Here is a 17,408-nt window from a genome sequence, read left to right as displayed (position 1 = left end):
AGCCCCCCGGCAGCGATTACGGAACCGTCAGCGTTGAACGTCGTTGATCCGACACATCAATAAGGGAGGCCTACATGGCCGAGGGTTCGAGCAATAGCAGCGGCAACAGCGGTGGCGGCAACAGCGCCCTGGCGTTCATCGTCGGCGGTCTGGTGGTGATCGTCGCGATCATCGCCTTCTTTGTCTATTCCGGCGGAATGACCCAGAAGAAGTCGGTCGATGTCAACATCTCGGCTTCTGCGCCCAAGCTTCCGGACGCGCCAAAGCCGCCGGGCAACTAGGCTCGAGGATGAAACACGCGCATTCGCATCACGACGGATCGGGCGGCTGGCTGGCCGGTCTGATCGTACTTGTCGTGGTGGTGACGCTGTTGGTGGCCTGGCGTCTGGGCGGGACGGTGAGCGTTCCGTCCGAGCTTCAGTTCCGGACGCCGTCCGCACCGTCGCGGTCTATGCCAAACCCTCAGCCGTCGCCGTTGCCGACCTCGCCGCGACCCGGCTGATCGGCGCCGGCGCGTCGAAGGGCGAAGACCCTGCAAGCCGAGGCGAGTGGCCGCTCGCCTCGGCCGGTGTCGATCTGCTGGATCAGGGCTGCAAGGCTCATTGCCTCGGCCTGCGCCGCCCGATCGAGGGCGGTCCAGAACTCTGGCTCAAGCGCCAGGGACGTGGCGTGGCCCGCCAGATTTACCGAGCGCTTCTTTAGACTGCCCATGCCTGGTCAAATGCCCCTTGATTAAAGGTGACGCAATGTCATCTTCGACAGGTCCGCCGGAGCATGCCTCATGAACGCCGCCACACAAGCGCTTGATCGATCTGCTGCTTCAAGAGCCGCGTTTCGAGGGCGCGACACCTATCGATTGCAGCCGATGCGGGCCTTGAAAGCCGTGCGGCGACTGATCGCCGACAAGGAAGACACCGTCCAGGTCTTCGAGATCATGCGCGCCCTGGCCGGCAAGGCGACTCCCAATGGCTTTCGCCGCCTGCTGTCGACGCCCGAAGGCGGGCGGATCGCCTATGAACGCGACGAGTTCGCCATGCGTCTTTCGGACAAGACATGGCTGGCCGGTTTCGGACCCGGAACGGTCGGCGCCGCCTATCGGGACTTCATCGCGCCTCGCGGGCTGTCAGCCGAGGGTCTGGCCGACGAGAGCCGCAAGATTCCCGACACCGATATCGACGCGGCCCATCCCCTGGCCTGGTACGGCCGGCGTCTGCGTGACGTCCACGACGTCTGGCACGTGCTGACCGGCTATGGCACGGACGCGTTGGGCGAGGTCTGCGTGGTCGCCTTCTCGTACGCCCAGACCCGCAGCCTGGGCTTCGCGGCGATCGCCCTGGCCGGCGCCCGCGAATTTGGCCGGGCCAGGAATGGCGAGCCCTATGGCGCGGCGATCCGTGAGGCATGGCGCAACGGCAAGGCGGCGGCCTGGTTGCCGGCGGTCGACTATCCGGCGCTCTTCGCCCTGCCGCTGGACGAGGCGCGCCGTAGCCTGGGCCTCGCCCCCAACGCGCTCTATCAGCGCATCCCGCCTGACCGGCGAGACAGGCTGGCCCCAGCGACAGCCGCCTGAGGCCGCTGATTGATCTTGCGAAGATCAGCGTCTAGCGTCCAGCGTTGGGGAGTGGCGGGCGCATGCAATTTTGGTTTGGTCGTCAAAAGCAGGCCGAGGCCGCGCCGCGGCATCGGCAGCCAGCGCCGCCACCGCCGATGCCGGCTCCGCCGGAGGAAGATCCTCTTGAGGCCGTATCCGCGCTTCTGGCAGGCCTGAAGGCCATCCAGAACGGCGCTAAGGGCTTGGCCGCGCGTGGTGGCTGGGTGTTCCTGATCAACGACACCAACGACTTTCTCAGCTGGCACCTGGGTCTCAAACGCTGGTCTGACGACGAGCAGGCCGCCGTCCGGAACATTCTGGACGAGCGCATCGAGCAGTTGTCGGGGCGCTACTACCAGATGTTCATCTGCCCCGAGAAAAGCATCGTCTATCGGGACTATCTGCCCGCCGGCCTCGACGCCGCGGCCCCGTGCGATGACAGGCCAGCCCTGGCCATGGCGCGGATGCGGCCGGACGCGGTGCACTATCTGGCGGATCGTTTCGACGCCCTCAAGCGCCTGGGCATGCTGTTCTTCCGGGGCGACACCCACGTCAACTGGATGGGGGCCTACCACCTCTATCGTGAAACGATCCTGGCGCTCCAGGCCCGCGGCGCGCCGGTCGGACCGCCCCTGACCTTCAGCCACCTCCAGCACTTCGTCGCGGGCATGGAGGGCGATGTACTGATCCAGCTGCCCGAAGCGGCGAAAGACGCGTTCGAGGTCGACGCCTCATTGGCGCGCGTCGGCAATATGCTGGAGCTGGTGATCTCCCATACCCTGCCGGAAGCCCGCAAGCGCGCCCGGCCGGTTCTCACGCCCGAAGGGTTCATCCCCGGCGGCGGCGGACGCGAAACGGTGATCATGGAGCAGGCCGACAAGAGCCTGCCCAAGGCGCTGATCTTCCGCGATTCCACCGCGACCCTTAGCATCGAACTGCTGGCGCAACACTTCTCGCGCTCAGTGTTCGTCTGGCAGGATGGCGATGTGATCGGCGATCTGATCGATAGGGAGCAGCCCGACGTGATCTTGCATTTCGTGGCCGAACGGTTCCTGGCGACCTATCCGCGCTCGACCGCGATCAATCATATCCACAAATAGAGCACCACATAGGGCGGTCAGTCCTCTCGCTTGGCGCCGTCCAGATCGCGTCGCAGCTTGTCGGCGCGAGCCGCTTCCAGCGCCTTGTCAACCTTGGCGCGACCGAACTTGGCGCGGTTCTCGGTGGCGCGGGTCTTGTCCTCGGCTTTGACCTTCGCCTTGCGCGCCCGGTTCAGATTCAGGATCTCGGCCATGGTCAGGGCTTCGCGACCTTGGACGCCGAGAGAGGCTTTGGCGGCGAAGCAGGCCGGATGACCAGGGTCTCGCGAAGTCGCAGGGTTTCGTCCTTCTTGATCACGACGGGCGCGCGACCGGGGAAGACGCAGTTTTGCATGGAGAGCGACTTGCGCAGGATCCAGCTCTTGATGGGCTGATCGTTCGCCTTGCAGCTCAGGCCCACGGTCCAGGCAGGCGAGCCCGCTTCGGCCGGCCAGGCAAAGCCCATAGAACTTCCGGCTTCAAGGGCTGTGTCGGTCGGCACGATGGTCTTGCCGCCCGAGGCGAAGGTCAGGCGGTCCGGGCGGATCAGCCGAATCGAGAACCCGCCATAGCCCTTGGCGTCGTCGCTGCCGCCCAGGCCCAGAGCATCAACCCGCGAGGTGATCCGGGTGTCGAAGTCGATGCGACGAGCGCCATTCTTCAGCGGATAGACCCTGACCCGCGTGGTTTCGCGGGCCACATAGCTCAGCTCGGGTCCAGAGGTGACGATCCAGTCGGCATTGACCGTCAGGGTCCCGCCGCCCTGGGCGTCGCCCTTGAAGCGCTTTTCGCGGATATGGAAGGTCAGGCCCTTCATGAACCAGCCGTCGCCGATCGACTTGCCGTTCACCAGCACCTGGTGCCAGCTCCAGAAGGCGCCCCGCTGGTGCAGATGATCGGCGGGCCTGTCCTCGGTCAGAACGGTTCCGTCCGGCGCATAGAGCGGATGCACGTAGTTCAGCCGGCCCGGCTCGGCGGCCGGGTCCAAAGGCTTGGTTCGATAGACCAGCACTGTCTTGCCCGCTTCGGTGACGGTCACCGCGTCGTCGGTCAGTACGGCGTCGACCTCGGCCCCAATCTGGGGTTCGGCGTGGGCCAGGGTCGCGGACGCCAGCAGGCCTACAGCCGCAGCGAGGGCGAGGATCAGCGTGCGTCGAACCATCAGGCGGCGTCCTTGGCAAGGGCTCGCGCCAGGGCGGGGCGGGCATTGGCGCGCGCCAGCCAGTCGTCATAGACCGCGTGCGGCGGCAACATCTGGCGGGCGAACTGCAGCAGGCTGATAAACACCATGTCGGCCGCCGAGAAGTCGTCGCCCAGCAGCCAGGGCGACTTTTCCAGCGTAGTCCGCAAGCGGTCGTCGAGGGCCTGATAGGTCGCCTTGTCTTCCTCGTCCTGTCGCTGTTTCCAGAGATTGACGACAGCAGGCTCTAGCACGCCGGCATAATAGGCCAGCCAGCTGAGATAGGGACCGCGCAGCGGGTCGCTGACCTGGGGACCCAGGCCGTTGGCCGGAAACTTGTCGGTCAGATAGAGCGCGATAGCAGCGGATTCCGTGATCAGGACGCCATCGTCCAGCAGGGCCGGCACCTGGCCGTGCGGGTGTGGATTGGCCGGATCGCGCGCGCCGGTTCCCGTCGTCGAGCGATAGATGTCGACGGTCTCGACCTCATAGGTCGCGCCCAGTTCCTCAAGCAGCCACAAGAAGCGTGTCGAGCGCGAGCGCGGGGCGTGGAACAGGGTGAGCATGCGGGTTTCCTCTATCTGGGCGCGAACGTAACCGGAACAAAATGTTTGGGCAAGCCAGTCGCCAATCCAATGCGCCGTTGACACCGCTCGTGGCCTGAACGATCCCTTCGCCTCGAACTAGGTAAGGGATTTTGGCATGTATCGGCTCTATTACAGTCCCGGCGCGGCCAGCCTGGCGGTCCACTGGATGCTGATCGAGTTAGGCGTCCCGTTTGAGCTTGAGCTGATCGACACCGAGGCCAGGCAGCAGAAGAGCCCGGACTATCTGGCGCTCAACCCCGGTGGCCTGGTGCCGACCCTGATGGTCGACGGGGCGCCCATGAGCGAAAGCGCCGCGATCCTGATGCTGCTGGCCGAGCGCCATGCCCCGGGCAGCCTTTCGCCGGCGCCCGGCTCGCCGGGACGAGCCGCCTACCTGCAATGGATGATTTATCTGGCCAACACCCTGCTGCCGGCCTTTCGCGCCTGGTTCTATCCAGACGAGCCGGCCTTGGCCGAGGCGAGCGACGCGGCGCGGGGCGTCGCACTCGACCGGATCGAGGCCGCGTGGGACCGTATCGACGCCCAACTGGCCGCGGCCGGTCCCTATCTGTTGGGTGACGCTCTTACCGCCGCCGATTTCCTGGCTGTGATGCTGATGCGCTGGTCGCGCAACATGCCCAAGACCGCTGTCGCCTGGCCTCATATCGACGCTTATCTGACCCGGATGCGCGCCATGCCGTCGCTGCGCGAGGTCCATGCCCGCGAAGGCCTGACCGACTGGATTGACGGCTAGAGCCCTTTCCGACCTGATGGCTTCATCAGGGTCGGGCGAAAAGGGCTCTAAATCAGAAGTTTAGAGCATTTTTCGATCCGATAACCGTTTCACACTTATCGGATCGAAAAATGCTCTAGCCGATCCGACTGGACATCCCGCCGTCCACCGGCAGCACCACGCCGGTGATGAAGCGGGCGTCGTCGGAGGCCAGGAACAGCGCCGCATGGGCCGTGTCCCAAGCCGTACCCATCACCTTGCCGAGAGGCACGCGGGCGTTGCGGGCCGCGCGAACAGCCTCGATGTCCTGACCGCTGGCCTCGGCTATGCCGGTCACGGCCATCGGCGTATCCATCAGGCCCGGCGCGACGGCGTTGCAGCGCACGCCCTTGCCGGCATTGGCCTGGGCCACGCTGGCGGTCAGACGGTTCACGCCAGCTTTTGAAACCTCATAGGCCAACTGCATGCCGCCGGCGATCCCGGCGAGGGACGAGATGTTGACGATAGCGCCCGAGCCCTGGTCGCGCAGTCCGGGCAGGGCGGCCTTGATCGTCCGCCATGTGCCCTTGAGATTGACGTCAAGGATCAGATCGAAGGCCTCGTCGCCCAGCAGATGCGCCGGACCATCGCCTCGTCCGCCGATGCCGACATTGTTGATCAGAATGTCCATGCCACCGAGGTGGGAGATCGCAGCCGCGACAATGGCCGGGCCGGCTTCGGTCTCGCGGATATCGGTGGCGATGGCGAAGGCCTTGCCGCCCTCGGCGGCGATCATCGCTGCGGTCTCTTCGGCGCGGTCGGCCTCGCGATCCACGCACAGCACCCGAGCGCCTTCGCGGGCGAACAACAGGGCCATGGCGCGACCATTGCCCAGGGTCTCGCCCGGCGTCTGGCCCGCTCCGACGATCACCGCGCGCTTGCCCGCCAGCCGTCCGGTCATGGTCAGGCTTTCCGCAGGTCGGGATCCAGGGTCTGGCCGGAGTCCAACTGCACGCCGAAGCTGTTCAGCATCATGCTGACCTGGGTGTACTGGCCAGCCGTGAAGACCACATCCATCGCCTGCTTCTCGCTGAAGTAGGTCAGCAGGGCGGCCCAGGTCGCATCGCTGATGAAGTAGTCGGCGTTGAGTTCGTCGGCCGCGCGGATCAAGGCCGCATCGGCCGGGCTCCAACCCGCGTCCGGGCCGGTCTTGAGCATGACAATCTCGTCTTGCGTCAGGCCGCAGCGCAGGCCGATCTCGACATGCTGCGTCCACTCGTAGCCGCTCTTGCAGAGGAAACCGGTGCGCAGGATCACGATCTCACGTTCGCGCGGCGGCAGGTCGTTCTTCCTGGAGAGGATGTAATTTCCCCACGTCAGGAAGGCCTTCAGGGCCTTGGGCGCGTGGGCCATGGTGCGGAAAATATTGAGCACCGGTCCGGCCGGGATCACGCCGCCGCCGCCCAGGGGAGCGAGAATCTCGGCCTGCTCGGGCGTTAGCCCCTCAGGCGACAGGGGTTTGATCCTGGGCTGATTCAACCGCATCGTTGGCCTCCGCTCGCGCGGTCTGCCGCCGCGCCGCCGCCAGCATCACCTTACGAGTGGGTTCGGTCAAACGGTCGTTTAAGCGGCCTTGTCAAGCGACAGTGGCGAAGGATGCCGGATCGACAAGCTCACGCTCACGCTCACGCCTGCGGACAGGTCCAGTGAGGTCGCATCCAATTGCTTGTGACCAAGGCCTGGACGATGACCGTGCCGAGACCGCCATGCTGGCTCCGTAGAGCACGTTGCGGGCGTTCAGCGGCATGTTCCGTCGGCCGATACCCGAAAAGTCGTGGTGGACCTCGAAGCCGTCGATGGCCGTGTGCTCGGGAATGATCGTTTCGAGCAGGCGCAGGGCAGGGATGTCCCATTGGTCATCGCCCAGCGCATAGAGCAGGCAGCCCATGGTCTGCTGCGGATCGACGGCAGCGGATCGATACCGTTAGGCAAGCTCTACGCGCTTGCCAGCTGCTGTTGTTGCAGCGTTTGGCCGGCCGCCCAACGCGAGAGGCTGAAGAAAATGCCGCGACGCGGAAGATCTCCGGGAAGCTAGAGCATTTTCCGATGAGTGTGAAACGGTTATCGGATCGAAAAATGCTCTAAACTTTTGATTTAGAGCCCTTTTCGCCCTACCCTGATGAAGCCATCAGGTCGGAAAGGGCTCTAGCGACCACCGCCGGTGATTTCCTTGATCATCGCCTGGACAGGGCCCTTGCCGCCGTTGTTCCAGACCACCCTCAGGTGAGCCAGGGTGCGTTCGGCCGCATCATCGAACTTCCATTCGCAGTCGTCGAACCGGCAGCCGTCAAAGGTCGGGGCCTCACCACCGGAGTAGACGAGGCGACAACCGCGAAACTCGCAGTCCGAAAAGACCTCGCCATCTAGGGCGACGGTCTCGTGGTTGTACATCGTCAGGGTGGGCATGATGGGTCTTTACTGATCGTCGGACGGGGGCGGATCGCCGTCGGGGTTTTGCGCCTGCTTGGCGGCGGCTTTTTCCGCGGCCTTCTCGGCGACCTTGCGAGCCTTGGCGCGCTCGCGTTCCTGACGTTCGAAGGAATAGTTGGGGGTACGCGCCATTTAAGACCTCCTTGGTCGCTGGAAGCGCGACGGGCGAGACCCCTAGCGCGCTTTGTGCGCGATGCGCAGTGGAATCCTCCCCCGAGGGGGAGGATTTTATCGAATTAGGTAACGTTGCCGCAGAAACGTTGGATCCGCGAGCAGGCATCTTCCAGCACATCGTTGCTGGTGGCGTAGCTGATCCGGAAGAACGGAGAGAGGCCGAAAGCCGCGCCATGGACCACGGCGACGCCTTCGGTCTCCAGCAATTCGACGGCAAAATCCTCGTCGCTTTCGATGAGCTTGCCGCTCGGCGCTGTCTTGCCGATCAGGCCTGCGCAGGACGGATAGACGTAGAAGGCGCCTTCCGGGGTCGGGCAGTGGATGCCGGTGGCCTGGTTCAGCATCGACACGACCAGGTCGCGGCGTTCCTGGAACAGCTTGGCGTTGGGCTTGATGAAGTCCTGCGTGCCGTTCAGCGCTTCGAGGGCCGCCCATTGCGAGATGGACGACGGGTTCGAGGTCGTCTGGCTGATCATCTTGGCCATGGCCTTGATCAGCGGCTCGGGGCCGGCGGCGTAGCCGATCCGCCATCCGGTCATGGCGTAGGCCTTGGACACGCCGTTCATCGTCAGGGTGCGGTCGTAGAGCCTGGGCTCGACCTGGGCGATGGTGGTGAACTCGAAGTCGTCGAACACCAGGTGCTCGTACATGTCGTCGGTCAGCACCCAGACCTGCGGGTGCTTGAGCAGCACGTCGGCGATGGCCTGCAGCTCGGAGCGGGTGTAGGCGCCGCCCGAGGGGTTGGACGGGCTGTTGATGATCAGCCACTTGGACTTGGGCGTGATGACCTGTTCGAGCGCTTCCGGCGTTAGCTTGAAGCCGCTTTCGGCTGTGGTTTCGACCGGCACGGGCGTGCCGCCGGCCAGCAGGGTCATGTCGGGATACGACACCCAGTACGGGGCAGGGATGATCACCTCGTCGCCCGGGTTCAGGGTGGCGACCAGGGCGTTGAAGATCACCGGCTTGCCGCCCGGCGCGACGTGGACCTGGCTTGGCTTGTAGTCGAGGCCGTTCTCGCGCTTGAACTTGGCGCAGATCGCCGCCTTCAGTTCGGGCATGCCGTCGGGGTCGGTGTACTTGGTCTTGCCGGCGCGGATCGCCGCGATGCCGGCTTCCTTGATATTGTCCGGAGTGTCGAAGTCGGGCTCGCCCGCCGATAGGGCGATGATGTCACGGCCGGCGAGCTTCAACGCGCGCGCCTTGGCGCTGATGGCGATGGTGGCCGACGGTGCGATGCGCCGCAGGGCGGCGGACTCGAGCGACATTCTTGGGACTCCCCTGGGAAATCGGTTTTCAGGATTGCGGCGGTCTTTACGCCTCCACTTGCTGCGGCGCAACGCGGGGAAGGCGCTCTTGCGGCAGGTGAGGCCTTTGGGCGACAGGCCTGTGGCCCTCGCGCGTCTTGCATCGGCCCCAATCAGACGGTAGCGCTACCATCAATAAAAACAATCAGGGCTTTGGACCGTTCGATCGGCCAACCCTGGAGGAAACGCCGGAGCCGTCCTGAAGGATGATTTCGTTCATATTAAACAAGGGGAGGGAGCAGCATGAAAGCTGTCATCGTCGCCGCGTCGCTCGTGGCGCTGGCTGTCGGCGCTGGATCGTCGGTCCTGGCGCGTCAGGACAAGGATGGCGACATCCTGCAGAAGGCCATCAACAAGCCCTCGGCCAACTGGCAAGTCCAAGGCGCGGGTCAGACCAGCAAGCCGGTCAAGGACAAGACGGTGGTCGGCGGCGGTGGGATGCGCGTCGAAGTCGTGGCCGCCAGCGCCCAGCCGTGGGCCGTGGCCGCCCAGCAGCCGATCAGCGGCAAGATCGCCAAGGGCGACACCTTGCTTCTGGCCTTCTGGGCCAAGGCCGAGAGCGTCGACGGCGGGCCGGCCACGGCGACGATCTCGGGCGCGCGGATACAGCAGTCCATCGCGCCCTATGACGCCGCCCTGCAGGGCTCGGTCAAGGTCGGCGGCGAATGGGCGATGCACACGGTGCCGGGCAAGGCGGTCATCGACATCCCGGCCGGCGGCGGCAACGTCTCGCTGCATCTGGCTTCTGCCAGGCAGACGGTGGTGCTTGGGCCGGTGTTCGTGCTGGATTTCGGTCCGGACTACGACCTGTCGAAGCTGACCAACTAGTCGCGACGCTGTTGGCGAAGGCCGCCTCTGGAGCATTTTCCGATAAGTGTGAAACGGTTATCGGAAAAGGCTCTAAGCTTATGATTTAGAGCCTTTTTCGCCCGACCCTGATGAAGCCATCAGGTCGGAAAGGGCTATAGCAAGCCAAGCCGATCAGCCCGCGCGGGTCTCAAGATCGACCTGACCGTGCAGCATCGGAACGATATGGCCCCAAAGGCGCTCGATTTCCTGGCTGGCTGCCGATCCGGGCTCCCACTCGCAGACCGAGCGGCCATGGGCGATCGACTGCTGGAAGGCGGCGCGGGCGCGCAGGCCGATGGGCGCCACCGGCATGCCGGCGAAGCGCAGGGCCTCGGCGGCCTTGGTGACGCTGGTCGGCTCCACGCCATTGCGGCGGGGTGGGGCCTGGTTGAGGACGATCACCGCCTTCTTGCCCAGGCGCCGAACGGCCTCGGCCGAGCGCGCTACGGAAGCGATGTCCAGGAACGTTGGGCGGCAGACCAGCACGCAGAGGTCGGCGCACTGCACCGCCTGCAGCACGTCGGTGTCCGGCGCGGCCGGGGTGTCGACGATCAGCAGGTCCAGGCCGGAATATTCGGCGTGGGTCTTGGTCTGAAAGAGCTTGCCGGCGTTGATTTCCATCAGGGCCGGGCCGGGGTCCAGGCGAGCTTTCATGACATCGGTCGCGGAACGCTGCGGATCAATGTCGGCCAGCATCGTCTTCATCCCCGCCAGATGGGCGGTGATGGCCAGGTTTACCGACAGCGTGGTCTTGCCGGCCCCGCCTTTGCGAGAAATCACAGCGACGGTCTTCACGTCCGTAACTCCAGTTCAGACACGGTATTGCCCCTACCGGCCTGTGGATAAGTAACAGTGTAATGTGAAACCTTAGCAACCGAATTGTCGTCGCAGGCGAGTGCCGCCCTTTGAAAAACAAGGGTTAGGGGCTGCGGCGTGGTTAATTCGCCCGCCATTGAGGCGCCATGCGAGTCGCCAATGCTTGACCCACTGGCGCCCATGGGCGAGGCAGGGGGCGTGATGCGCCGCCTCATCGAGTTCGTGACGAATATGGACGCCCGCGCCTGGCGCACGGTGGCGGTGTCCTTTGTGCTGTTCGGCGGGGTTGGGATCGTCTTCCTGTTCGGCGCCCGGATGCTGGGCCTGGACGGAGAAATGGCTGTCGAGCATTGGCTGGGCGCTGCTCATGGTCCCTGGGCTCTGCCGGTGGCGGTAGGGGCTTTCGCCGCCCTGGCTTTCATCGGCGTGCCGCAGTTCGTGCTGATCGCCGCGGCGGTGGTTGCGTTCGGACCAGTGACGGGCTTCGCCTACAGCTGGATCGGCACCCTGGTCTCGTCGCTGGTCGGTTTCTGGCTGGGTCGGGCTTTCGGAGCCAAGGTGTTGCGCGACTTCGCAGGCGAAGGCGTGGCCAAGTTCATGAAGCTGATCGGCAAGAACGGCTTTCTGGCCAGCCTGATCGTGCGGCTGGTGCCCTCTGCGCCCTTCATCGTCGTCAATATGGCGGCGGGCGTGACGCCGATGAAACTGCGCGACTTCGCGGCGGGCACCGCCATCGGCATCGTCCCGAAGATCGCCCTGACCGCCTTTGCCGGCAATTCGATCGTCCAGGCCATGCGAGGCGGCGGCACGCAGCATATCGTGCTGCTGGTTATCGCGATCACCATCTGGATCGTCGCGGGCCTGGTGGCCCGCGCCTGGCTCAAGAAGCGCGAGGCGGCTGACTAGCCAGCACGGCTGGCTCCTGCGCGTCCGGCAACCCCAGGGCTTCGCGCGTCGCGGTTCGCCAGGCGCGACTACGGAAGCATGAGCTTCAATAGTCGCGCGGTCTATCAGCGCTACACGGGCTGGTATGACGCCAACCCGGCGCATCTCGCTCCCGCGCCGCCGGCCGAAACGGGCAAGCGCTATGTCACGGCGATGGGCGGGGCCGACAAGGTCAAGGCCATGGCCGCCGACGCCACCCTGACCGTGGCCCGCCCCGTGTTTCTCGACTCGCTGTTCCGGGGAATGCCTCTGCTGCCCAAGATACTGGCCGGCGAGGTCAAGCTCGAGGGCGATCGGGCCGCCATGGGCGGCTGTCGGGGTGGTTTGACGCCTTCCCGAACGATTTTCCGATCGTGACGCGCCTCAAATAGTTTGATGTTTGGATGGAAGTTGCGTTGCGTGCGGCCAATCGCGCTCTAGGCGCAAAATGCTTGCTGGATTTGGGGGCGATGTGTAGAAAGTACGCATGAACGTCGCGCGCACTCTGCTTCTGCTTCGGCTTACCAGCCCCTGGGCGCTCTAGGGTCACGCATCGTCGTGGCCGGGCGCGCAGGGGATGATTTACCCGCAGCCGCCCGCACGCAGACACCTTCCGACGAGTAATCAAATGACCTCCGTATCGTCCACCCCCTCGTCTTCGGGGGCTTTCGACAAGCGCGACAACGTCGTGATCTTCGACACCACCATGCGCGACGGCGAGCAATCGCCCGGCGCGTCGATGTCGCATGACGAAAAGCTGGAACTGGCCAAGATCCTCGAGGAAATGGGCGTCGATGTCATCGAGGCCGGCTTCCCGATCGCCTCGAATGGTGATTTCGAGGCGGTGCGCGAGATCGCCAAGATCGTCAAGAACTCGACCATCGCGGGCCTGTGTCGCGCCCATCAGGTTGATATCGACCGCTGCGCCGAAGCCCTGAAGGGCACTCAGCGCGGGCGGATTCATGTGGTTATCGCCACCAGCGACCTGCACATGAAGCATAAGCTGCAGATGGAGCCGGACGCCGTCATCGACGTGATCGCCCGCTCGGTGACCCATGCCCGCAACCTGCGCGACGACGTGGAGTGGTCGGCCGAGGACGCCACCCGCAGCGACCGCCAGTTCCTGCGCCGCGCGATCGAGACCGCCATCAAGGCCGGCGCGACCACGATCAACCTGCCTGATACCGTCGGCTACACCTATCCGTCGGAATATGCCGACCTGTTTGGCTGGATGACCCAGAACGTCGAGGGCGCCGACAGGGTGATCTTCTCGACCCATTGCCATAACGACCTGGGCTTGGCTGTGGCCAACAGCCTGGCCGGCGTTCAGGGCGGAGCGCGCCAGATCGAGTGCGCGATCAACGGCCTGGGCGAGCGGGCCGGCAACGCCGCCCTGGAAGAGATCGTCATGGCCCTGAAGGTGCGCGGCGACCGCCTGCCTTACGAGACCAAGATCGACACCACCCACATCACCCGCGCCAGCCGCTATGTCTCGGCCATCACCGGTTTCCCGGTGCAGTACAACAAGGCCATCGTCGGCAAGAACGCCTTCGCGCATGAAAGCGGCATCCACCAGGACGGGATGTTGAAGAACCGCGAAACCTACGAGATCATGACCCCGGAATCGGTCGGCCAGGCGCCGTCCAGCCTGGTTATGGGCAAGCACTCAGGCAGCCACGCCTTCCGCGCCAAGCTGAAGGACCTGGGCTACGAGCTGGGTCATAACGCCCTGAAGGAGGCTTTCGGCCGCTTCAAGGACCTGGCCGACCGCAAGAAGCATGTCTACGACGACGACATCATCGCCCTGGTCGACGACGCCCTGGCGCGTGGCTCGGAGAAAATCCGCGTTCTGCACCTGCGCGTGGTGGCCGGCACCGAAGGCCAGTCGGCCGAGTTGACTCTGGATGTCGACGGCCAGGAACGCACCGCCGAAGCGACCGGCGACGGTCCCGTGGACGCCGTGTTCAACGCCATCCACAAGATCGTGCCCCACAGCGCCGCCCTGCGCCTGTTCCAGGTGCATGCAGTGACCGAAGGCACAGACGCCCAGGCTCAGGTCTCGGTGCGTCTGGAAGAGGATGGCCGCATCGCCACCGGCCAGGCCGCCGATACCGACACGCTTACTGCCTCTGCAAAGGCCTATGTGAACGCGCTCAATAACCTCTTTGCCCGCAAGGAAAAGAGCCGCCCCGAGGCGGCGATCGCCAGCGGGTTCTAAGCAGCCCGGCTGCGGCTCCAGGGACGCGTCGCCAGGATCTCCGCCGACAGATAGGCCTGCGGTTGGGTCTCCAGGCCCAGGTCGCGGAGGCTGTCGCAGAGCATCCTGTGCGGCGCTTCGTCGAGGAACGCTCCGGCGTCGATGATCAGCGTACCGCCGGGACGCAGCATCGACATGGTCGAGGCCGCGATGGCGCGCGCGTCGGCCAGGGTCTCGCAGCCCAGGATCAGCAGAACGTCGCTTTGCTCGTCGGCCGCGCGGCAGGTGGCGCGACGCGCCGCCTCGACGCGCTGATAGCCGCGTCGCCATAGCTGACTCATCGCTTCTCCCGCATCGGGCCCGGCCACGGCCACGAAGCAGAGCGGCGTGGCCTGAGCCAGGTCCAGCATACGGTCGAGCACGGGGTTGATCCCTTGCGTCGGGACGCCGAGCAGGAACTGGGCGGCCTGCCTGATGGGATGGAGCGACATTGTCGAACTGCCTTCTACTGAAACGGCCCGTCACGCGACGAAGCCGATGCAGCGTTTTGCGCCCAGGCCCCGAAAGGGCTCCATTCGAAAACAGCCCGCCCGCATAAGAGCGGCGTAAGGAAACGGTCGATGACCTTGAGGTTCGGCGACAACCAGAACGTCCTGCCCGCCAACTGGCGGAAAATCGGCGCCCGCACGGCGGCTCTCGGTTTTGACATGCCATCCGAGGCCGACGCCGGCGCGATGTTGCGACTGCTGGCGACCTCCAAGCCCGGCGGACTTTTTCTGGAGCTCGGAACGGGCACGGGCCTGGCCACGGCCGCTCTTGTGGCAGGCATGGACGCCGCCGCGTCCCTGGTCAGCATCGACAACGACGCCCGCGTCCAGGCCGTGGCGCGCGAGGCGTTGGGTCAAGACCCGCGCGTAACCTTCGTGGTCGCCGATGGTCTGGACTTCTTGCGCGGGCAGGCGGTGGGGGTCTTCGACCTGATCTTCGCCGACGCCTGGCCCGGCAAGTACGACGGTTTGGATGAAACCCTGGCGTTGCTGGCGCCGGGCGGGCTTTATGTGGTCGATGACATGCTTCCCCAGCCCAATTGGCCGGACAATCACCAGGCGCGGGTTGACGATCTGACCGCGCGCCTCAAGAGCCATGCCGACCTCACGGCTGTCAGCCTGTCCTGGGCTTCGGGTTTGATCCTGGCGGCGCGACGGCCATGATCTGGATTCCCATTACGATCGCCGCGGCCGCCCTGCAGGTCGCCCGCAACGCCGCCCAACGCTCGGTCATGGGTGGGGCGGGGCCGTGGGGCGCGACCCTGGTGCGGTTTCTGTTCGGCTTGCCATTCGCGACCCTGTTTGCGGCCGTCGCCTGGCTGCTGACCCCGGGCGCCCAAGCCCATCCGACCGCTTGGTTCTGGCTGGCCTGCGCCTTGGGCGCGGGCGCGCAGATGGCCGCAACGGCGGCCCAGCTGGTCGCCATGCACCGCTCGACTTTCGCTCTGGGCACAGCGATGCAGCAGAGCGGCCTGCCGTTCGCTCTGGTGTGGGGGGCCTTGCTGTTTGGCGACCACATCAGCGCGCTGATGTGGACCGGCGGGTTGATCGCGTCAGCGGGGCTGGCCGCCCTGACCTGGCCGAGGGGCGATGTCGTCATGCGGCGCGGCGCGGCGCTGGCGGGCCTTGGCTCCGGCGCGCTGTTCGCGCTCAGCGCCAATTGTTTCCGTCAAGCCAGTCTGACCCTCGATCCCGCGCATGCGGTGGTTTCGGCCTTCGTCACGGTGATGGTGGTGCAGGCCATCCAGACCGTGGTCCTGACCAGTTTCCTGGCCGTCCGCAATCCCGCCGCCCTGACAGCGGTGGTTGCGGTCTGGCGACAATCGCTGGGCGCCGGTTTCTGTGGAGCGGCGGCCTCGGGCCTGTGGTTCACGGCGATGGCGCTGAGCCCCGTGGGGCCTGTTCGGGCGGTCGGCGTGATCGAAATGCCCATTGCCGCCTTGGCCGGGCGGCGTCTGTTCGCGGAGCGCCTGACCCGCCTTCAGATATTCGCTGGACTGATCACGGCGGCCGGCGTGATCATGGCTGCGGTCGGCTAGATTTCGCCATGATACAGTGCTTGGCGACCCTTGCGGAAATTGCCTTTGGACGAGCCGCGAATAGACCTTGAAATCAACGCTTTCGCAGGGCAAACGGGCGATGTCGACGCGCTTTGGGGGGTGTCAGGCGACGGCGCGGCCACGGGGCGGCGCTACCGTCGTGTCCCGGAGCACGAAGACCCAGATGAGACGGCGATTCCGGGGAATCATGTTGTCCTTGTTCGGTAGTGGGTTAGGAGAGATTCGCGCATGAAGTCCGCTTCGTGCGCCGGACCGTTCTCAACCCGCCCTTGTCTTGAATTGCCGCGTCTTGCCCCTCTATCCCTCAGTCAGGGCTTTCAATGTTTTCTTCCCTCTTCGGCGTGATCTCCAACGACATCGCCATCGACCTTGGTACGGCCAACACCCTTATCTATATGAAGGGCAAGGGCATCGTTCTGAACGAACCGTCGGTGGTGGCGCTTCGCAATGTCGGTGGTCGCAAGATCGTCCACGCCGTGGGAATAGAGGCCAAGCAGATGCTGGGCCGCACGCCCGGCCACATGGAAGCCATCCGTCCGATGCGCGACGGGGTCATCGCCGACTTCGAAGTCGCCGAAGAGATGATCAAATATTTCATCCGCAAGGTTCACAACCGCAAGGGCTTCGTGAACCCCAAGGTTATCGTCTGCGTGCCGTCGGGCGCTACCGCTGTCGAGCGTCGCGCTATCAATGACAGCTGCCTGAACGCCTCGGCCCGCCGCGTCGGCCTGATCGACGAGCCGATGGCCGCCGCGATCGGCGCCGGCCTGCCGATCCACGAGCCCACCGGCTCGATGGTCGTCGATATCGGCGGCGGCACTACCGAGGTGGCCGTGCTGTCGCTGTCGGGCATTGTCTATTCACGTTCGGTCCGGGTCGGCGGCGACAAGATGGACGAGGCGATCATCAGCTACATGCGTCGCCACCATAATCTGCTTATCGGCGAGACGACCGCCGAGCGCATCAAGAAGGAAATCGGCACCGCCCGGGCTCCGGCTGACGGCGAAGGCCTGTCGATCGACGTCAAGGGCCGCGACCTTATGCAGGGCGTGCCGCGCGAAGTCCGCATCAGCGAGAAGCAGGCCGCCGACGCCCTGGCCGAACCGGTCGGGCAGATCGTCGAGGCCGTGAAGGTCGCGCTGGAAGCCACACCCCCGGAACTGGCCTCCGACATCGCCGACAAGGGCATCATGCTGACGGGCGGCGGCGCGCTGCTGCGCGGCCTGGACGCCGAGATCCGCGACCACACCGGCCTGCCGGTCACCGTGGCCGATGATCCGCTGTCCTGCGTGGCCCTGGGCTGCGGCAAGGTGCTCGAGCATCCCAAGTGGATGAAGGGCGTGCTGGAATCCACCCTGGCCTAGGCCTAAGTTCCGACAAAGGCGCCTGGGGGGCGTC

At 65.2% G+C, this 17,408-nt stretch carries 22 protein-coding genes and 1 pseudogene; 11 read left to right on the top strand and 12 right to left on the bottom strand.

Annotated features, from left to right (window positions below; translation table 11 throughout):
* Positions 1-74 precede the first annotated feature (74 nt).
* Entirely contained in the window at positions 75-281 is a 207-nt protein-coding gene (locus ACP69S_RS06635; RefSeq protein ID WP_425995783.1) for a hypothetical protein, read from the top strand.
* Positions 282-462: 181 nt separating this feature from the next.
* On the opposite strand, the gene ACP69S_RS06630 is transcribed toward ACP69S_RS06635, so the two are convergent.
* Positions 463-711 (bottom strand): ribbon-helix-helix domain-containing protein, encoded by a 249-nt coding sequence (locus ACP69S_RS06630; RefSeq protein WP_425995782.1) that lies wholly within the window; start codon positions 709-711, stop codon positions 463-465.
* Between the two features lie 154 nt (positions 712-865).
* On the opposite strand from ACP69S_RS06630, the gene ACP69S_RS06625 reads away from it, so the two are divergent.
* Both ACP69S_RS06625 and ACP69S_RS06620 read left to right on the top strand, forming a co-directional pair.
* On the top strand, positions 866-1,570 hold the full coding sequence (locus ACP69S_RS06625; RefSeq protein WP_425995781.1) for a Coq4 family protein: 705 nt from the start codon (positions 866-868) through the stop codon (positions 1,568-1,570).
* A gap of 62 nt (positions 1,571-1,632) precedes the next feature.
* The gene (locus tag ACP69S_RS06620) at positions 1,633-2,691 is read left to right on the top strand and encodes a hypothetical protein (protein ID WP_425995780.1); all 1,059 of its coding nucleotides are present in this window, start codon (positions 1,633-1,635) and stop codon (positions 2,689-2,691) included.
* Positions 2,692-2,708: 17 nt separating this feature from the next.
* Here the strand turns inward: ACP69S_RS06620 and ACP69S_RS06615 are convergent, their stop codons facing one another.
* The 3 genes from ACP69S_RS06615 to ACP69S_RS06605 are packed head-to-tail and all read right to left on the bottom strand — an operon-like array spanning position 2,709 to position 4,416.
* On the bottom strand, positions 2,709-2,885 hold the full coding sequence (locus tag ACP69S_RS06615; protein WP_425995779.1) for a DUF4169 family protein: 177 nt from the start codon (positions 2,883-2,885) through the stop codon (positions 2,709-2,711).
* 2 nt (positions 2,886-2,887) lie between these two features.
* Positions 2,888-3,832 (bottom strand): DUF6807 family protein, encoded by a 945-nt coding sequence (locus tag ACP69S_RS06610; protein ID WP_425995778.1) that lies wholly within the window; start codon positions 3,830-3,832, stop codon positions 2,888-2,890.
* Complete coding sequence (locus ACP69S_RS06605; RefSeq protein ID WP_425995777.1) at positions 3,832-4,416, bottom strand: glutathione S-transferase family protein; 585 nt, start codon at positions 4,414-4,416, stop codon at positions 3,832-3,834. Before ACP69S_RS06605 ends, ACP69S_RS06610 begins: the two co-directional genes overlap by 1 nt.
* A 136-nt stretch (positions 4,417-4,552) precedes the next feature.
* Between ACP69S_RS06605 and ACP69S_RS06600 the strand changes: the two genes are divergently transcribed.
* Complete coding sequence (locus tag ACP69S_RS06600) at positions 4,553-5,191, top strand: glutathione S-transferase family protein (RefSeq protein WP_425995776.1); 639 nt, start codon at positions 4,553-4,555, stop codon at positions 5,189-5,191.
* Positions 5,192-5,306: 115 nt separating this feature from the next.
* Here the strand turns inward: ACP69S_RS06600 and ACP69S_RS06595 are convergent, their stop codons facing one another.
* The 6 genes from ACP69S_RS06595 to ACP69S_RS06570 form a co-directional block, all read right to left on the bottom strand.
* Positions 5,307-6,110, bottom strand: coding sequence for an SDR family NAD(P)-dependent oxidoreductase (locus ACP69S_RS06595; protein ID WP_425995775.1), 804 nt, complete (start codon positions 6,108-6,110; stop codon positions 5,307-5,309).
* A 2-nt stretch (positions 6,111-6,112) separates the two neighbouring features.
* The gene (locus ACP69S_RS06590) at positions 6,113-6,694 is read right to left on the bottom strand and encodes a carboxymuconolactone decarboxylase family protein (protein WP_425995774.1); all 582 of its coding nucleotides are present in this window, start codon (positions 6,692-6,694) and stop codon (positions 6,113-6,115) included.
* 91 nt (positions 6,695-6,785) lie between these two features.
* Positions 6,786-7,097, bottom strand: coding sequence for a hypothetical protein (locus tag ACP69S_RS06585; protein WP_425995773.1), 312 nt, complete (start codon positions 7,095-7,097; stop codon positions 6,786-6,788).
* A 257-nt stretch (positions 7,098-7,354) separates the two neighbouring features.
* Positions 7,355-7,615 carry a hypothetical protein gene (locus ACP69S_RS06580; RefSeq protein WP_425995772.1) on the bottom strand — a complete coding sequence of 87 codons (261 nt, stop codon included), beginning with the start codon at positions 7,613-7,615 and terminating at the stop codon, positions 7,355-7,357.
* Positions 7,616-7,624: 9 nt separating this feature from the next.
* Positions 7,625-7,771, bottom strand: coding sequence for a hypothetical protein (locus ACP69S_RS06575; protein ID WP_425995771.1), 147 nt, complete (start codon positions 7,769-7,771; stop codon positions 7,625-7,627).
* 104 nt (positions 7,772-7,875) lie between these two features.
* Positions 7,876-9,078 carry a pyridoxal phosphate-dependent aminotransferase gene (locus ACP69S_RS06570; protein ID WP_425995770.1) on the bottom strand — a complete coding sequence of 401 codons (1,203 nt, stop codon included), beginning with the start codon at positions 9,076-9,078 and terminating at the stop codon, positions 7,876-7,878.
* Between the two features lie 282 nt (positions 9,079-9,360).
* Between ACP69S_RS06570 and ACP69S_RS06565 the strand changes: the two genes are divergently transcribed.
* Positions 9,361-9,945, top strand: coding sequence for a hypothetical protein (locus ACP69S_RS06565; RefSeq protein ID WP_425995769.1), 585 nt, complete (start codon positions 9,361-9,363; stop codon positions 9,943-9,945).
* Positions 9,946-10,098: 153 nt separating this feature from the next.
* Here the strand turns inward: ACP69S_RS06565 and ACP69S_RS06560 are convergent, their stop codons facing one another.
* Positions 10,099-10,761 (bottom strand): AAA family ATPase, encoded by a 663-nt coding sequence (locus ACP69S_RS06560; RefSeq protein ID WP_425995768.1) that lies wholly within the window; start codon positions 10,759-10,761, stop codon positions 10,099-10,101.
* A 219-nt stretch (positions 10,762-10,980) separates the two neighbouring features.
* Between ACP69S_RS06560 and ACP69S_RS06555 the strand changes: the two genes are divergently transcribed.
* The 3 genes and pseudogenes from ACP69S_RS06555 (at position 10,981) to ACP69S_RS06545 (ending at position 13,924) form a co-directional block, all read left to right on the top strand.
* Positions 10,981-11,688, top strand: a complete 708-nt coding sequence (locus ACP69S_RS06555; protein WP_425995992.1) for a TVP38/TMEM64 family protein — start codon at positions 10,981-10,983, stop codon at positions 11,686-11,688.
* A 33-nt stretch (positions 11,689-11,721) separates the two neighbouring features.
* Positions 11,722-12,098 (top strand): annotated as a pseudogene (locus ACP69S_RS06550) (alkyl sulfatase dimerization domain-containing protein); the annotation flags it as partial.
* A gap of 236 nt (positions 12,099-12,334) precedes the next feature.
* On the top strand, positions 12,335-13,924 hold the full coding sequence (locus tag ACP69S_RS06545) for a 2-isopropylmalate synthase (protein ID WP_425995767.1): 1,590 nt from the start codon (positions 12,335-12,337) through the stop codon (positions 13,922-13,924).
* Here ACP69S_RS06545 and ACP69S_RS06540 read toward each other — a convergent pair.
* On the bottom strand, positions 13,921-14,394 hold the full coding sequence (locus ACP69S_RS06540; protein ID WP_425995766.1) for a hypothetical protein: 474 nt from the start codon (positions 14,392-14,394) through the stop codon (positions 13,921-13,923). The two genes, ACP69S_RS06545 and ACP69S_RS06540, sit on opposite strands and share 4 nt — an antisense overlap.
* Before the next feature lie 129 nt (positions 14,395-14,523).
* On the opposite strand from ACP69S_RS06540, the gene ACP69S_RS06535 reads away from it, so the two are divergent.
* The 3 genes from ACP69S_RS06535 (at position 14,524) to ACP69S_RS06525 (ending at position 17,374) form a co-directional block, all read left to right on the top strand.
* Complete coding sequence (locus tag ACP69S_RS06535; RefSeq protein ID WP_425995765.1) at positions 14,524-15,114, top strand: O-methyltransferase; 591 nt, start codon at positions 14,524-14,526, stop codon at positions 15,112-15,114.
* Entirely contained in the window at positions 15,111-15,989 is an 879-nt protein-coding gene (locus ACP69S_RS06530; protein ID WP_425995764.1) for an EamA/RhaT family transporter, read from the top strand. Before ACP69S_RS06535 ends, ACP69S_RS06530 begins: the two co-directional genes overlap by 4 nt.
* Positions 15,990-16,330: 341 nt before the next feature.
* A complete protein-coding gene (locus ACP69S_RS06525) occupies positions 16,331-17,374 on the top strand; it encodes a rod shape-determining protein (RefSeq protein ID WP_004623009.1) in 1,044 nt (347 codons plus the stop codon).
* Positions 17,375-17,408: the final 34 nt, after the last annotated feature.

This window comes from Caulobacter sp. DWR1-3-2b1 (assembly GCF_049895765.1).
Lineage (GTDB): Bacteria > Pseudomonadota > Alphaproteobacteria > Caulobacterales > Caulobacteraceae > Caulobacter.
This window is presented reverse-complemented; position numbering and strand designations above follow the sequence as displayed.

Coding starts and splice junctions, on each gene's coding strand:
- ACP69S_RS06630 (WP_425995782.1), bottom strand. CDS start 711: ATGGGCAGTCTAAAGAAGCGCTCGGTAAATCTGGCGGGCCACGCCACG.
- ACP69S_RS06590 (WP_425995774.1), bottom strand. CDS start 6,694: ATGCGGTTGAATCAGCCCAGGATCAAACCCCTGTCGCCTGAGGGGCTA.
- ACP69S_RS06585 (WP_425995773.1), bottom strand. CDS start 7,097: ATGGGCTGCCTGCTCTATGCGCTGGGCGATGACCAATGGGACATCCCT.
- ACP69S_RS06575 (WP_425995771.1), bottom strand. CDS start 7,771: ATGGCGCGTACCCCCAACTATTCCTTCGAACGTCAGGAACGCGAGCGC.
- ACP69S_RS06600 (WP_425995776.1), top strand. CDS start 4,553: ATGTATCGGCTCTATTACAGTCCCGGCGCGGCCAGCCTGGCGGTCCAC.
- ACP69S_RS06625 (WP_425995781.1), top strand. CDS start 866: ATGCGGGCCTTGAAAGCCGTGCGGCGACTGATCGCCGACAAGGAAGAC.
- ACP69S_RS06525 (WP_004623009.1), top strand. CDS start 16,331: ATGTTTTCTTCCCTCTTCGGCGTGATCTCCAACGACATCGCCATCGAC.
- ACP69S_RS06540 (WP_425995766.1), bottom strand. CDS start 14,394: ATGTCGCTCCATCCCATCAGGCAGGCCGCCCAGTTCCTGCTCGGCGTC.
- ACP69S_RS06545 (WP_425995767.1), top strand. CDS start 12,335: ATGACCTCCGTATCGTCCACCCCCTCGTCTTCGGGGGCTTTCGACAAG.
- ACP69S_RS06605 (WP_425995777.1), bottom strand. CDS start 4,416: ATGCTCACCCTGTTCCACGCCCCGCGCTCGCGCTCGACACGCTTCTTG.
- ACP69S_RS06530 (WP_425995764.1), top strand. CDS start 15,111: ATGATCTGGATTCCCATTACGATCGCCGCGGCCGCCCTGCAGGTCGCC.
- ACP69S_RS06535 (WP_425995765.1), top strand. CDS start 14,524: ATGACCTTGAGGTTCGGCGACAACCAGAACGTCCTGCCCGCCAACTGG.
- ACP69S_RS06580 (WP_425995772.1), bottom strand. CDS start 7,615: ATGCCCACCCTGACGATGTACAACCACGAGACCGTCGCCCTAGATGGC.
- ACP69S_RS06615 (WP_425995779.1), bottom strand. CDS start 2,885: ATGGCCGAGATCCTGAATCTGAACCGGGCGCGCAAGGCGAAGGTCAAA.
- ACP69S_RS06570 (WP_425995770.1), bottom strand. CDS start 9,078: ATGTCGCTCGAGTCCGCCGCCCTGCGGCGCATCGCACCGTCGGCCACC.
- ACP69S_RS06620 (WP_425995780.1), top strand. CDS start 1,633: ATGCAATTTTGGTTTGGTCGTCAAAAGCAGGCCGAGGCCGCGCCGCGG.
- ACP69S_RS06610 (WP_425995778.1), bottom strand. CDS start 3,832: ATGGTTCGACGCACGCTGATCCTCGCCCTCGCTGCGGCTGTAGGCCTG.
- ACP69S_RS06635 (WP_425995783.1), top strand. CDS start 75: ATGGCCGAGGGTTCGAGCAATAGCAGCGGCAACAGCGGTGGCGGCAAC.
- ACP69S_RS06595 (WP_425995775.1), bottom strand. CDS start 6,110: ATGACCGGACGGCTGGCGGGCAAGCGCGCGGTGATCGTCGGAGCGGGC.
- ACP69S_RS06565 (WP_425995769.1), top strand. CDS start 9,361: ATGAAAGCTGTCATCGTCGCCGCGTCGCTCGTGGCGCTGGCTGTCGGC.